Below are 13,321 nucleotides of genomic sequence, written 5' to 3'. Positions count from 1 at the left end.
CTATAGGCTCAAGGAGGCGGCGGCGCGCTTGGTCATCCAAGCTGACGCGTCATAATCTGAGGGCGCTGCCTGGGGGAATTTGGGGTGGCCACGGGTGGGGGAATTTGGACTGACCATCAGGGATTCTGCGAATCGGCCACAACCTGCGGATGCATCGGCTCGGCAGTGACATCCTCCATTGTCTCGTCTGGACGATGGGCCAGCCGATACAAAATTGGAAGCACGAGCAGCGTCAGCAATGTGGAGGACAAGATGCCGCCTATCACCACAGTTGCCAAGGGACGCTGCACCTCCGCACCGGTTCCAGTGGCGATAGCCATCGGGATGAAACCCAATGACGCCACCAAAGCCGTCATCAGCACAGGACGCAATCTAGTCAGTGCCCCCTCGCGAATGGCCGAATCCAAGGGCGTTCCATCCTCTCGTAAACTGCGAATATAGGAAATCATCACCAGACCATTGAGCACGGCAACACCTGACAGTGCGATGAAACCCACTGCTGCAGAAATCGACATCGGGATGTCTCGTAGCCACAGCGCCAGAATGCCTCCGGTCAAGGCAAACGGAATGCCGGTAAAGACCAGCAAACCATCCTTGACATTGCCGAACATCGCAAACAGCAACACGAAAACCAAGAGCAGTGATACCGGGACGACGATTTGCAACCGCTGAGTAGCGGACTGTAAATTCTCAAAAGTGCCGCCCCAGCTTGTCCAGTAACCCACAGGAATTTTGACCTGAGTCAACGCAGCTTCTGCATCGGCAACAAAGGAGCCAACGTCACGGCCACGCACGTTTGCACTCACCACGATGCGACGCTTGCCGTTCTCGCGGCTAACCTGATTGGGCCCAGGTGCCAGATCGAAGGTCGCCACTTCGCTCAGTTGAATGAAGTTGGTGCGTCCCTCAGCGCTGCCAGTGGAGCGTGGCAAGGGAATCGGCAAGCGTTTCATGCTCTCAAGGTCGTTGCGAAGGGATTCTGGCAAACGAACCAGAATGTCGAAACGGCGATCACCCTCGAACAGCGTACCGGCCTCGCGACCACCGATAGCCGTAGCCACAACGTCTTGGATATCAGCCACGTTCAGTCCGTAGCGCGCAGACTTTTGGCGATCGATGTTGACTGTAAGCATCGGCAGTCCTGTGGTTTGCTCCACCTTTACTTCTGAGGCACCAGGGATTTTTTGCAACTTGGACGAGACTTCTTCGGCTGTCTTGTTCAAAACGTCCATGTCGTCCCCGAAAATCTTTACTGCCACATCGCTGCGCACCCCCGATATGAGTTCGTTGAATCGAAGTTGGATTGGCTGGGAAAATTCGTAGTTGTTGCCTGGTATCTTGCCTACAACTTCCTGCACGGCGGCCAGCAACTCGTCGCGTGACTTGCGCGGCTCAGGCCACTCGGAAATGGGCTTTAGCATGATGTAGCCGTCAGAAATGTTTGGCGGCATAGGATCGGAGGCAATTTCCGCTGTTCCAGTGCGCGCAAAGACACGTTCAATCTCGGGAAACTTAGATTTCAGCGTTGCTTCAAGTTGCTGCTGCATCCCTACAGATTGCGACAAACTTGTGCCAGGAATGCGAAGGGCCTGAATGGCGAAGTCTCCTTCGTTCAAGCTGGGTACGAACTCACTGCCCATGCGTGTTGCAATCAAACCGCACAATACCACTGCCACAGCTGCGGTAGCCAACACAACAGCCTTGGCCTCCATCACGCGATCCAGCAACGGGCCGTACCAGCGCTTGGCTTGCACCATCAAGAAGTTTTCCTTCTCGCTGACACGGCTGCCAATGAACAACGCGACTGCAGCCGGAATGAAGGTCACCGACAAAATCATGGCTCCCACGAGCGCCGCCACCACCGTGAACGCCATCGGATGAAACATCTTCCCTTCGACGCCAGTAAGAGCGAAGATGGGCAGGTACACCACCATGATGATCAGCTGACCAAACAGGAGCGGGCGACGTGATTCCTTGGATGCTAGGAACACCTCGTGAAAGCGTTCTGAGCGAGTCAGCGGCCTGCCGTATTGAGCTTGCGCATGGGCAAGACGTCGGACGCAGTTCTCGACGATCACCACCGCGCCATCGATGATGATGCCAAAGTCCAGTGCCCCGAGGCTCATCAAATTGGCGCTGACCTTGTATTGCACCATGCCCGTGAAGGTGAACAGCATGGACAGTGGAATCACCGTTGCCGTAATGATGGCCGCACGGATGTTGCCCAGAAACAGGAACAGGATCACGATCACGAGGATCGCGCCTTCCAGCAGGTTCTTCTTCACCGTGCTGATGGCTTTGTCTACCAACACGGTACGGTCGTAGACCGTCACCGCGTGAACGCCTTCTGGCAGGCTGCGGTTGATCTCCAACATTTTCTTGTCAACGGCTTGCGACACCGTTCGGCTGTTCTGGCCGATGAGCATGAAGACCGTGCCCAGCACCACTTCACGCCCATTGTCCGTGGCAGCGCCAGTACGCAATTCGCGCCCCAGTCCAACGTCAGCCACGTCACGCACCCGGATCGGGACGCCACCCGAGCTGCTGAGAATGACGTTTCCAATGTCCTCCAGCGTCTTGACCTGTCCAGGTGCTCGGATAAGGTACTGCTCGCCACGCCTTTCGATGTAGCCTGCGCCCACGTTGCCGTTGTTGCGATCCAGCGCCGTCACGATGTCTTGCAGGGTGACACCCAACGATGCCAGGCGCTCTGGTATCGGCGCTATCTGGTATTCCTTGGCATAGCCACCAATCGAGTTGATTTCCGTCACGCCGGGCACATTGCGCAACTGCGGTTTGATGATCCAGTCCTGGATCTCGCGTAAATCGGTGGCCGTATAGGGCGTGCCATCGGGCTTCTTTGCACCATCTTTGGCCTCCACCGTCCACAGGTAAATTTCGCCCAGGCCGGTGGAGATTGGCCCCAGCGCAGGTGTGATGCCAGAGGGCAGTTTGTCTCGCGCTCCCTGAATGCGCTCATTGACCAGTTGGCGAGCGAAGTAAATATCAGTGCCGTCCTTAAAGATCACGGTCACTTGCGACAGCCCATAGCGAGACAGGGAGCGGGTTTGCTCCAGGTTAGGAAGACCCGCCATCACGGTTTCAATCGGGTAAGTCACCCGTTGCTCGGACTCTAGCGGGGAATATCCCGGTGCTTGGGTATTAATCTGAACCTGGACGTTGGTGATGTCTGGTACGGCATCGATGGGGAGCTTTTGATAGTTGAACACGCCTATGGCAGCCATACCGATGACCGCTAGCAACACCATCCATCGGTGCTCAATGGCTGCGCGAATTAGTTTTTCAAACATATATGTCTCTCCTGCATCAATGGGCGTGTTCGGCAGAGGCTTTGCCAAGTTCTGACTTCACGACAAAACTGCCTGTCGACGCATACGGTGCCCCAGACCTGATGCCTTGCACTACTTCGACGCGCTTGCCATCACTGCGGCCCAACTGCACAGGCTGTGCAACGAACCCGCCATCTACCTTCAGGAACACGACTGACTTGTCGCCCACAGTCTGAATGGCATCACTCGCCACTGTCACGGGTACTTCAGCCTCAGAGGATGTCACTTCCACATTGACGAACAGTCCAGGACGCCAAGCACCCTTGGGGTTGGCCAAAACCACACGGGCCTTGGCCATGCGGGTTTGTTCTCCGATCAGCGAGCCCACAAAGGTGATGGTGCCTAGCGCGCTGGCATCGAATGCAGTTGCCTTGATGGCAACCTTTTCACCAACCTTGACAAGCGGCAAGTCTTTGGCAGGTACGTTGATCTCGGCCCAAACCTGTCCCAAATCTGACACGGTGAACACGGCTGCGTCTTCCTTGACGGCTTCACCGAGGCTGAGATGTTTTTCAATCACCAAGCCGTCGAATGGCGCACGCAATTCGAAACGATTGAGGCCTCCCTGAGAGCTTGATGAAAGCCCCAAGGCGGACAGCTTCTGTTGAGCATTGGTAACAGCGACTTCAGCCTCGTGCAGCGCTTGCCCTGCTTGCAGGTAGTCCTGCTCTGCAGAAATCTTCTGCTCCCAGAGCCGCTTTTCGCGCTCGAACGTGGTCTTGGCCAGGGTCAGACGCTTTTGCGCTGTTTGCAACTCGCTACGCTGTTCAGACGCAGCCGGGCTGGCAATGACGGCGAGAACCTGCCCCTTCTTGACAGCTTGCCCCAGGCTGGCCTGCACGCTTTCTACGGCCCCTGAAATGCGTGGCACAACGTGCGACGTCCGGTCTTCGTTCAAGCGAATTTCCCCGGGTAATAGTAATGCTGACTTAATTAGTGCAGCCCCTGCCGTGTCGATGCCAATGGATGCAGCTTTAATTTGCGCATCACTGAGTTCGACCTTTCCCTCTTCTTGGTTGAGAACGAATATGAAGGGCTTGTTGGCGGTCTGTGCAGCGATGCTGATCTCGAACGCGTGCGGTTCTGGCACCACCTCGCGACTCAATAGGCTGTCCTTGTCAGACGTGAAATTCAGTGTCTGTTTCTCTCCGGTCAATCGTGAGATGGTCGCGCCGACCTTTGCCGCGTTGGTCGGAAGAGGATTGCTTTTTTCATACAACCAAATTCGCAATCGAGGCTCACCGCCTTCCTCAGCGAGCAACGCTTCCAGCCCGAAGTCCCCCTCCTTGAACAACTTGCCGCCATGTGGCCCCTTGGTTGGGGCCTCGTGATTTTCACCATCACCGGTTGCCTTAGCTTCAGCGTGGCTGCCGTGACCGTCGCCATCATTTTCGGCTGTCTTGGTTGCTTTGCCGCCGAGTATTGCGCTGCCCAATAAAATGCCTGTCAGAACTATTACGGCAATCGCGATCAGATGTTTTTTGCTGATATTTAATTTTTTTGTATTGATTTTCATGTTTATTCCTTATTCGCTGGCTGATTAGCAGTTGAACCGGATTCCCCGAGCACACGGTCGATTTCCGCTGCTGCGCGATGCGCCTCAGCTAATGCTTTGAGGTATTGAGATTTAGCGGCAAAGTAGGTGCGCTGTGCGTCCAGCACTTCCAAGAAGTTGAACTTGCCGTATTCAAACCCGATGGTGGCGGCATCGTAGGCGCTCTTGGCTCCAGGCAAAACATCCCTTTGCAGGACGTCGACTTCGCTAAGAATGTATTCCAGCCGTTCGCGGGCTTGGAATACTTCCGTGCTTACACGAACGTTCAGTGCTTGAAGTTCGTCCTGCGCCTTGTCTTCGCGCTTCAGCGCTTCCAACAAGTTGCCCTGATTGCGATCAAACAGCGGCAAGGGCACAGAAACCCCGAACAGCAGTTGATCGCGCTGCAGTTCGTTGGGGCGTTTCACCCCCATACTGACAGTGACATTGGGGACGCGCTTGCTGCGCTCTACATCGACCAACGACCTGCGACGCTCAACCTCCATCTGCGCTCGGCGCAGCGTTGGCGAAGCAGACAGGCGCTGCTGTACGTTCTCAAACGATAGAACGGCCGGAAGTTCATCAACACTGCCAGCCACGGTAGTAAATCGCGGTGGGTTGGCCCCGAGCAAACTGACCAAACGTGCCCGAGCATTGCGTTGCTCGCTCTGGGCCTGTGCCAGTTCGACTCGCACACCTGATTCGGCTACCCGTGCCTTTGTTTCTTCGACTGGAGAAACCTTGCCCGCTGCCACACGTTTGACAACTGCATCAGTAGCGCGTCCTGCTAGATCGACACTAGCCCCGGCCAATGCTACGCGTTCCTGAGCTGCCAAAGCTTCGAAGAAGGCTGCGATGACGGTGGCGCGAATTTCAACACGGCGCACATTTAGCTCCTCGGACGCAATGTCACGCCCTCGCTCAGCCGCCGTGATACGGGCAGCGCGCTTGCCTCCAATTTCTACGGGCACATTGATCTGCACGCTTTGTGTACCGGTCGATGCCCGCTTGTCTTCCTGCGAATACGCTAGTTCAGGATTGGGACGAGCTTGTGCCTGGATCACCTGACCTTGCGTTGCCTCGATTTCCCGCTTTGCGACAGCCAGATCTAGATTGCTATCCAACGCCAAATCAATGGCCTTTTGTAGCGTCAGGATCGTTGCTGTTTCGGTTTGTGAGCCGCTTTTGACAACTGCTAGATGACTATCTTTTGCCGCTGGTAGCGCTTGAGCGAATACTGCGCCCGCAGTGAGCGCAAGGAGCAAGCTCGTTGCAGCCGCAACTTTTGAGGTGCGAAGGACGGAGACTAAATACCGTCGTTTGTAATTGTGATGACTCTTCAACATCCGATTCTCCATTGATATTCAAATACAAGAGGGAATCGGCGGTGAGCGATCCAAATGATCGCCTGCTCGTCATCACGTCAACCGAGCGAGGTCGGCTTGACCCAGGCACGCGCTAGGCGTATCCGTGGATGGGTGATGACGAAGGGAAAGGAACGCGCTCCCCGCCGATCAGGCGAGGACACGCCACTTAGGGCGTTCGAGGCGTTCAAAAGGGGGCGACGTGAGACAAGCCCCGTAATCTGCTGTATCCAGAGACGAGTCGGCCAGCGATGCAATCGTGACTGCCCCAGGCAAGGCCGACAAACATCCCGCGTGACAGGACGCGCAATCGGGATCGCCACCGATGGTCTTGGCTGGATCGGAAGATGCGTCTTTGCCATCCGCAGTCTTGTGCTGATGGTCATGGTGACCAAAGTGCTTGGCTGCGGCACCGGTTTCGTGTTGGCAATAGCTGGCTACAGCCGCCCAGCTAAGCTGTAGCGGCATGAACACCAACAAAAGGATTGCCAACCATTTACGCATATGGTGAACAGTTTAGCAGCTATAGACTTTCATGTGCATCTTTTCTATTTGCTCCGTTCCCCTCCAAGCAGCCTGAATCGCCCCGGGTTTGATACTTCCTCATGAAACCCCTTTAAGTTTGTCCAACTCCTAGGGGGTCAGTTAGTTGAAGTCCGACACCCACAGTTGGTTGGGCCTATCTACTTTGAATTGACGGTTGACCCGATACAGCGGGCAAGCCGCAACCTTGTCTTGGACTGTCGTACGGATGACCTTGCCCCGGCGAACACCGTGCAATCCCAGACCCTTCATCAGCCGATCGACTGTGCAGCGGGCTACCTCTGTGCCTTGACTTCCCGCTCGAGGTCTTTGATGCGGGCGCGCTCGTCAGATCTGACGCCATTGCGCATGCCTGCATCAACTTCGTGCTGGCGAACCCAGTCGTTGAGGGTTTGCGGCACACACCCGATCTTGGGGGCGATGGACTCAATGGTGGCCCACAGGGAGAGGTACTCGCCTCGGTGTTCAAGCACCATACGGACAGCGCGTTCGCGCACTTCGGGTAAAAAACGGTTTGATTTCTTGATCTTGGCTCCATCTTTTCAAAGTGTGGAGCCTCCTCAAAATATGGGGTCATTCTGTTCCTACGGCACGGTACCGTGCCCGCCCATCCATGTGCGAGGCAAAGGCAGTTGCTGTAGCGGATGATCCCTGCGGAGGCATTATTCGCGCTTGATCACTCTAGTCGTTGGATCAGGCGCAGCAAGTGGCGCAACTGCGCAAGGTACGTGTCTTCGGCCACGGCGATTTAGGCTACCGATGCAGCCTGGTACGTATAAATTTATTTTTGGAGAACGGTCATTCGTGAATGGCAGCTCACGCCGCCGAGAGCTGCCTATCGATCAGCCGGAAACACCTGAGCAAATCATGCCTAACGTCTGCTTGAGGCCAGTTCCAATCCCTCATGCTCAGGCAGTGGCAAGGTCCAACCCGATCGCGGGAAACCGCATGAATACTGGGCTCGGCTCATGGACGCGTCCATAAGCCATCAGAGAAAAAAGAGAGAAATTCGGACTTTGAGGTCAAAAATCGGAGAAATGTGCCCTGCCGCGTCCACAAGGGAAAACGCGGGAGCCCGCAAATACTGGGCTTTCCGAGCATGAAAAGGGGGACAGAGAAAATCTGTCCCCCTGCATATGGTGGAGCTGGGGGGATTTGAACCCCCGTCCACAAGCCTTTTTCGTACAGTTCTACATGTGTAGTCGTCTGATTTGGATCTCGCCGTGTGCGTCGCGCAGCGACACGCTACGCACCCAGCCAGCACCCTTTTTTCTCACACCACACCAAGGTACCCGAGGTGATGCCAGCCCATATGTTTTCCCTTGCAGTTAGGAAGTCTTGCGACCCCCTAACCCAGCCTATCGGCCAACTGTTGCAAGGCTCACCGGATTAAGCGGCGAGTGCGAAACGTTCGTCGTTTGCAGTTAGTTTTTTTCTGCGGTTTTACGAGGTAACAGAACCTCGACATGCCCTGCCACGCGTCCGAACCCATGTCGAAACCAGTGCAGCCCCTGAGTTGTCTATTTTAGGCCGGGTTGAGCGATTTCAAGAGGTCCAGCGGAGAATCAATGTGCAAATGGGCATTCCAACGCGAAATATCCGCCTGTGCGCCCAAATATCCGTAGGTCGCCGCCACCGTGCCCATGCCCGCGGCCAAGCCGGCCACGATGTCGCGTTCATCATCGCCCACATACACGCAGCGAGCAGGATCCACCGACAAACGCCTGGCCGCCTCGAACAAGGGCTCTGGATGCGGTTTGGCATGTGGCGTGGTGTTGCCGCTCACAATCGCCCGCGCCGAAGCAAACAAAGGCATGGCCGCCGTCAGCGGGTCGGTGAAGCGGCTGGACTTGTTGGTCACCACCCCCCAAGCCAGGCCCTGGGCCACCAGCGCATTGACCATGTCCACCACGCCGTCAAAAATGCGGGTGCGCTCGGTCATGCAGTTTTCGTAGTTGACGAAAAACTCTTCTTTCATCGCCTCGAAATCGGGGTGCTCTGGCGTCATGCCAAAGGCCAGGCCAATCATGCCGCGAGCCCCCGCGCCAGCCATGGGCCGGTAATGCTCAAGTGGGAAGGAAGGCAAGCCACGGGCCACGCGCATTTGGTCGGCTGCAGCGCCCAAATCGGGCGCGCTGTCGATCAGCGTGCCATCAAGATCGAACAAAACGGCTTGTACGTTGTGGAACATGTTCACCCCTTGCGACAGGCCATCAGGTAGTTGACGCTGGTGTCACTGGAGAGCCAATAGCGTCGTGTGAAAGGGTTGTATTCCATGCCCTTGAAGCCCCGCACATCAAGACCCGCATCACGGGCCCAGGTGGACAATTCGCTCGGTTTGATCATGCGAGCAAACTCGTGGGTGCCTTTGGGCAAAAGTTTGAGGATGTACTCGGCGCCCACAATGGCAAACAAAAAAGACTTGGGGTTGCGGTTGAGCGTCGAAAAGAACACCCAACCGCCCGGTTTGACCATTTGCACACAGGCTTTGACCACCGAAGCGGGATCGGGCACGTGCTCGAGCATTTCCATGCAGGTGACCACATCAAACTGCCCAGGCTTTTCTTCCGCCAAAGCTTCTGCACTGATTTCACGGTACTGAACACCGGTGGTGCCGGCCTCCAAGGCATGCAATTGCGCCACCTTGAGTGACTTGGTGGCGAGGTCAATCCCGGTGACCTGAGCGCCTTTGCGCGCCATGGCATCGGCCAGAATGCCGCCGCCACAACCCACATCGACCACATTCAAACCCGACAAAGGCACTTGAGCGTTGATCCACTCCAGGCGCAGGGGGTTGATCTGGTGCAAGGGGCGAAATTCACTCTCAGGATCCCACCAACGGTGGGCCAGATCGGAAAACTTGGCCAGTTCGGCGGGGTCAACGTTGTTTGCAGCAGTGTTCATGGGGAGCGATTGTGAAGCAATCGACCCAAACGGTTAGCCTGGGCCCATAAAAAAAGCCCCATCGCTGGGGCTTTTGGGTCATCCTTGGAAAGGATTATTTGTTGGCGCGTGTACCGACCACTTCGATTTCAACGCGGCGGTTTTTAGCGCGGCCAGCAGAAGTCTTGTTGTCAGCAACGGGTTGCTTCTCGCCTTTGCCTTCGGTGTAAACGCGGTTTTTCTCGATGCCCTTGGACACCAAGTAAGCCTTCACAGCGTCAGCGCGCTTGACAGACAGCTTCTGGTTGTAGCCATCGGTGCCCACGGAGTCGGTGTGACCCACAGCGATGATGACTTCCAAGTTGATGCCTTTAACTTTGCCAACCAAATCGTCCAACTTGGCTTTGCCTTCTTTCTTCAAAACAGCTTTGTCGAAGTCGAAAAATGCGTCAGCAGCGTAAGTGACTTTGGTCGCTGCAGCAGGTGCTGGGGCTGGCTTTGGAGCTGGAGCAGCTTTAGGAGCTGGGGCAGCCACAGGTGCTGGGGCTGGAGCCGCTTTAGGAGCCACGATGGCGCCGTCGCAGCCGGCAGCTGCTGTTGCAGGTGTCCAGTTGGCATCGCGCCAGCACAGTTCTTGGTTGCTGTTTTTCCAGATCAGGTCGCCGGAGCCATTGCGCCAGTTGTCCACGGATTGCGCGCCAGCGGCCGTTGCGAGAGCTGCGGCTGCAAACATCATTGCCACTTTGTTGAGTTTCTTCATGGTCTTCCTCTTAAGGGATTAAGCCGCAGACTCGCTGCGAAAAATGAACGTTACAAATGACCGTCACTTGCAACGCTGACATTTATTGTGCCATAGACCTTGAATGGGGCTGTGAATTGGCCCACAGCACTGACAACCAATTACAAATTTGGAAACAAAGTTGTTGCATTCTTGCGACACCCTAATGCACCTAAAATGAGAGATTCCCATCGCGTCACCCATTACCCCTCTATATATGACCCAGTTCGCCAAAGAAACACTGCCCATCAGTCTGGAAGAGGAAATGCGGCGCAGCTACCTCGATTACGCCATGAGCGTGATCGTCGGTCGTGCCCTGCCCGATGCCCGTGACGGCTTGAAGCCAGTGCACCGCCGTGCGCTGTTTGCGATGCACGAGCTGAACAACGACTGGAACCGACCCTACAAAAAGTCGGCCCGTATCGTGGGTGACGTGATCGGTAAATACCACCCCCACGGTGACCAGTCGGTGTACGACACCATCGTGCGCATGGCGCAAGACTTTTCCATGCGCCACATGTTGGTGGACGGTCAAGGCAACTTCGGCTCGGTGGACGGCGACAACGCTGCTGCCATGCGTTACACCGAAATCCGCCTGGCCAAAATTGCCCACGAGATGCTGGGTGACATCGACAAGGAAACCGTCGACTTCGGCCCCAACTACGACGGCTCGGAACAAGAGCCCTTGGTCCTGCCCTCGCGACTGCCCAACCTGTTGATCAACGGCTCCGGCGGTATCGCTGTGGGCATGGCCACCAACATCCCGCCACACAACCTCAACGAGGTGGTGGACGCTTGCTTGCATTTGCTGCGCAACCCAGAGGCCTCGGTCGATGAGTTGATGGAAATCATCCCCGCGCCTGACTTCCCAACCGCCGGCATCATTTACGGCATCAGCGGCGTCAAAGACGGTTACCGTACCGGCCGTGGCCGCGTGGTCATGCGCGCCAAATGCCACTTTGAAGACATCGACAAGGGCCAACGCCAATCCATCATCGTGGACGAGCTGCCCTACCAGGTCAACAAAAAGACCTTGCTCGAGCGCATTGCCGAGTTGGTGCACGAAAAGAAGATCGAAGGCATCAGCCATATCCAGGACGAGTCCGACAAGTCCGGCATGCGCGTGGTGATCGAGCTCAAACGGGGTGAAGTCCCCGAAGTGGTGCTCAACAACCTCTACAAGCAAACCCAGCTGCAAGACACCTTCGGCATGAACATGGTGGCCCTGATCGACGGGCAACCCAAGCTGTGCAACCTGAAAGACTTGATTCAAGTCTTCCTGGAGCACCGCCGCGAAGTGGTCACACGCCGCACGGTGTTTGAGTTGCGCAAAGCCCGCGATCGCGGCCACGTGCTCGAAGGTTTGGCCGTGGCCTTGGCCAACATCGACGACTTCATCGCCATCATCCGCAATGCGCCCACGCCCCCCGTGGCCAAGGCCGAGCTGATGACCCGCGCCTGGGACAGCCAGATGGTGCGCACCATGCTGACCCGCGCCCGCGATGATGGCTCGACCATCAACGCCGATGACTACCGCCCAGAAGGCCTGGAGCGCGAATACGGCCTGGGCCAAGATGGCCTGTACCGCCTGTCGGACACACAAGCGCAAGAAATTTTGCAGATGCGTCTGCAACGCCTGACCGGTCTGGAACAAGACAAGATCGTGGCCGAGTACAAGGAAGTGATGTCGGTCATCGAAGACCTGCTGGACATCTTGGCCAAGCCCGAACGCGTGTCGACCATCATTGGTGACGAGCTGGGCACCGTGCGCCAAGAATTTGGCCAAACCAAAATCGGCGCACGCCGCAGCCAGATCGAGCACAACGCGCAAGACCTGGCCACCGAAGACCTGATCACCCCCACCGACATGGTGGTCACGCTCTCTCACAGCGGCTACATCAAGAGCCAACCCCTGTCCGAATACCGTGCCCAAAAGCGTGGTGGTCGCGGCAAGCAAGCTGCAGCCACCAAAGAAGACGACTGGATCGACCAGCTCTTCATTGCCAACACACACGACTACCTGCTGTGCTTCTCCAACCGTGGCCGCCTGTATTGGCTCAAGGTCTGGGAAGTGCCTGCCGGCTCGCGTGGCTCGCGCGGCCGCCCGATCGTCAACATGTTCCCGCTGCAAGAAGGCGAGAAGATCAACGTGGTGCTGGCCCTGACCGGCGAAGCGCGCACCTTCCCCGAGAACCAGTACGTGTTCATGGCCACCTCCATGGGCACGGTCAAAAAGACATCGCTGGACGAATTCAGCAACCCCCGCAAGGGCGGCATCATCGCCGTCAACCTGGACGAAGGCGACTATTTGATTGGCGCGGCGCTGACCGACGGCCAACACGACGTGATGCTGTTCAGCGACGGCGGCAAAGCCGTGCGCTTTGACGAAAACGATGTGCGCCCCTTGGGCCGCAGTGCCCGCGGTGTGCGCGGCATGATGATCGAAGAAGGCCAAAGCGTGATTGCCATGCTGGTGGCCGAAGACGAAACGCAAAGCGTGCTCACCGCCACCGAAAACGGCTACGGCAAACGCACCAGCATCGTCGAATACACCCGCCACGGCCGTGGCACCAAGGGCATGATTGCCATCCAGCAATCCGAGCGCAACGGCAAAGTCGTGGCCGCCACCTTGGTGCATGCCGACGATGAAATCATGCTGATCACCGACACCGGCGTTTTGGTGCGCACCCGGGTCGCCGAGATCCGCGAACTGGGCCGCGCCACGCAAGGCGTGACCCTGATCAACTTGGACGAAGGCGCCAAACTGTCGGGCCTGCAACGCATTGTGGAAAACGATGCCAACGCGAACGACAGCGAAGCCGATGCCGAAGGCAGCACAGACGACAACACCCCCGCAGCGGAATAAGGC

Annotated in this window: 8 protein-coding genes, 1 other RNA gene and 1 pseudogene; 1 reads left to right on the top strand and 9 read right to left on the bottom strand. The window is 56.7% G+C overall.

Annotation, left to right across the window (positions count from 1 at the left end; genetic code table 11):
- Window positions 1-116: 116 nt before the first annotated feature.
- The 9 genes and pseudogenes from QLQ16_RS14950 to ompA form a co-directional block, all read right to left on the bottom strand.
- Window positions 117-3,311, bottom strand: a complete 3,195-nt coding sequence (locus QLQ16_RS14950; protein WP_283225471.1) for a CusA/CzcA family heavy metal efflux RND transporter — start codon at window positions 3,309-3,311, stop codon at window positions 117-119.
- A 16-nt stretch (window positions 3,312-3,327) separates the two neighbouring features.
- The gene (locus tag QLQ16_RS14945) at window positions 3,328-4,866 is read right to left on the bottom strand and encodes an efflux RND transporter periplasmic adaptor subunit (protein ID WP_283225470.1); all 1,539 of its coding nucleotides are present in this window, start codon (window positions 4,864-4,866) and stop codon (window positions 3,328-3,330) included.
- A gap of 2 nt (window positions 4,867-4,868) precedes the next feature.
- Window positions 4,869-6,230, bottom strand: a complete 1,362-nt coding sequence (locus tag QLQ16_RS14940) for a TolC family protein (RefSeq protein WP_283225469.1) — start codon at window positions 6,228-6,230, stop codon at window positions 4,869-4,871.
- 168 nt (window positions 6,231-6,398) lie between these two features.
- A complete protein-coding gene (locus QLQ16_RS14935; protein ID WP_283225468.1) occupies window positions 6,399-6,752 on the bottom strand; it encodes a hypothetical protein in 354 nt (117 codons plus the stop codon).
- Between the two features lie 147 nt (window positions 6,753-6,899).
- Window positions 6,900-7,318, bottom strand: a pseudogene (locus tag QLQ16_RS14930) (transposase); the annotation flags it as partial.
- A 610-nt stretch (window positions 7,319-7,928) separates the two neighbouring features.
- Window positions 7,929-8,303, bottom strand: a transfer-messenger RNA (tmRNA) gene (gene ssrA / locus QLQ16_RS14925).
- 13 nt (window positions 8,304-8,316) lie between these two features.
- Entirely contained in the window at window positions 8,317-8,982 is a 666-nt protein-coding gene (locus QLQ16_RS14920; protein WP_283225467.1) for an HAD-IA family hydrolase, read from the bottom strand.
- A 2-nt stretch (window positions 8,983-8,984) separates the two neighbouring features.
- Window positions 8,985-9,695, bottom strand: coding sequence for a bifunctional 2-polyprenyl-6-hydroxyphenol methylase/3-demethylubiquinol 3-O-methyltransferase UbiG (gene ubiG, locus QLQ16_RS14915; RefSeq protein ID WP_283225466.1), 711 nt, complete (start codon window positions 9,693-9,695; stop codon window positions 8,985-8,987).
- Window positions 9,696-9,789: 94 nt separating this feature from the next.
- Window positions 9,790-10,434 carry an outer membrane protein OmpA gene (ompA, locus tag QLQ16_RS14910; RefSeq protein ID WP_283225465.1) on the bottom strand — a complete coding sequence of 215 codons (645 nt, stop codon included), beginning with the start codon at window positions 10,432-10,434 and terminating at the stop codon, window positions 9,790-9,792.
- 235 nt (window positions 10,435-10,669) lie between these two features.
- On the opposite strand from ompA, the gene gyrA reads away from it, so the two are divergent.
- Complete coding sequence (gene gyrA, locus QLQ16_RS14905) at window positions 10,670-13,318, top strand: DNA gyrase subunit A (RefSeq protein ID WP_283225464.1); 2,649 nt, start codon at window positions 10,670-10,672, stop codon at window positions 13,316-13,318.
- Window positions 13,319-13,321: the final 3 nt, after the last annotated feature.

The sequence above is a fragment of the Limnohabitans lacus genome (genome assembly GCF_030053395.1).
Lineage (GTDB): Bacteria > Pseudomonadota > Gammaproteobacteria > Burkholderiales > Burkholderiaceae_C > Limnohabitans_A > Limnohabitans_A lacus.
The sequence above is the reverse complement of the archived record's forward strand: the minus strand, read 5'-3'. Positions and strand labels throughout refer to the sequence as shown.

What these genes read in the sequence shown, in the direction of transcription:
- QLQ16_RS14935 (WP_283225468.1), bottom strand. Translation starts at nt 6,752, where the DNA reads ATGCGTAAATGGTTGGCAATCCTTTTGTTGGTGTTCATGCCGCTACAG.
- QLQ16_RS14920 (WP_283225467.1), bottom strand. Translation starts at nt 8,982, where the DNA reads ATGTTCCACAACGTACAAGCCGTTTTGTTCGATCTTGATGGCACGCTG.
- ompA (WP_283225465.1), bottom strand. Translation starts at nt 10,434, where the DNA reads ATGAAGAAACTCAACAAAGTGGCAATGATGTTTGCAGCCGCAGCTCTC.
- ubiG (WP_283225466.1), bottom strand. Translation starts at nt 9,695, where the DNA reads ATGAACACTGCTGCAAACAACGTTGACCCCGCCGAACTGGCCAAGTTT.
- gyrA (WP_283225464.1), top strand. Translation starts at nt 10,670, where the DNA reads ATGACCCAGTTCGCCAAAGAAACACTGCCCATCAGTCTGGAAGAGGAA.
- QLQ16_RS14940 (WP_283225469.1), bottom strand. Translation starts at nt 6,230, where the DNA reads ATGTTGAAGAGTCATCACAATTACAAACGACGGTATTTAGTCTCCGTC.
- QLQ16_RS14945 (WP_283225470.1), bottom strand. Translation starts at nt 4,866, where the DNA reads ATGAAAATCAATACAAAAAAATTAAATATCAGCAAAAAACATCTGATC.
- QLQ16_RS14950 (WP_283225471.1), bottom strand. Translation starts at nt 3,311, where the DNA reads ATGTTTGAAAAACTAATTCGCGCAGCCATTGAGCACCGATGGATGGTG.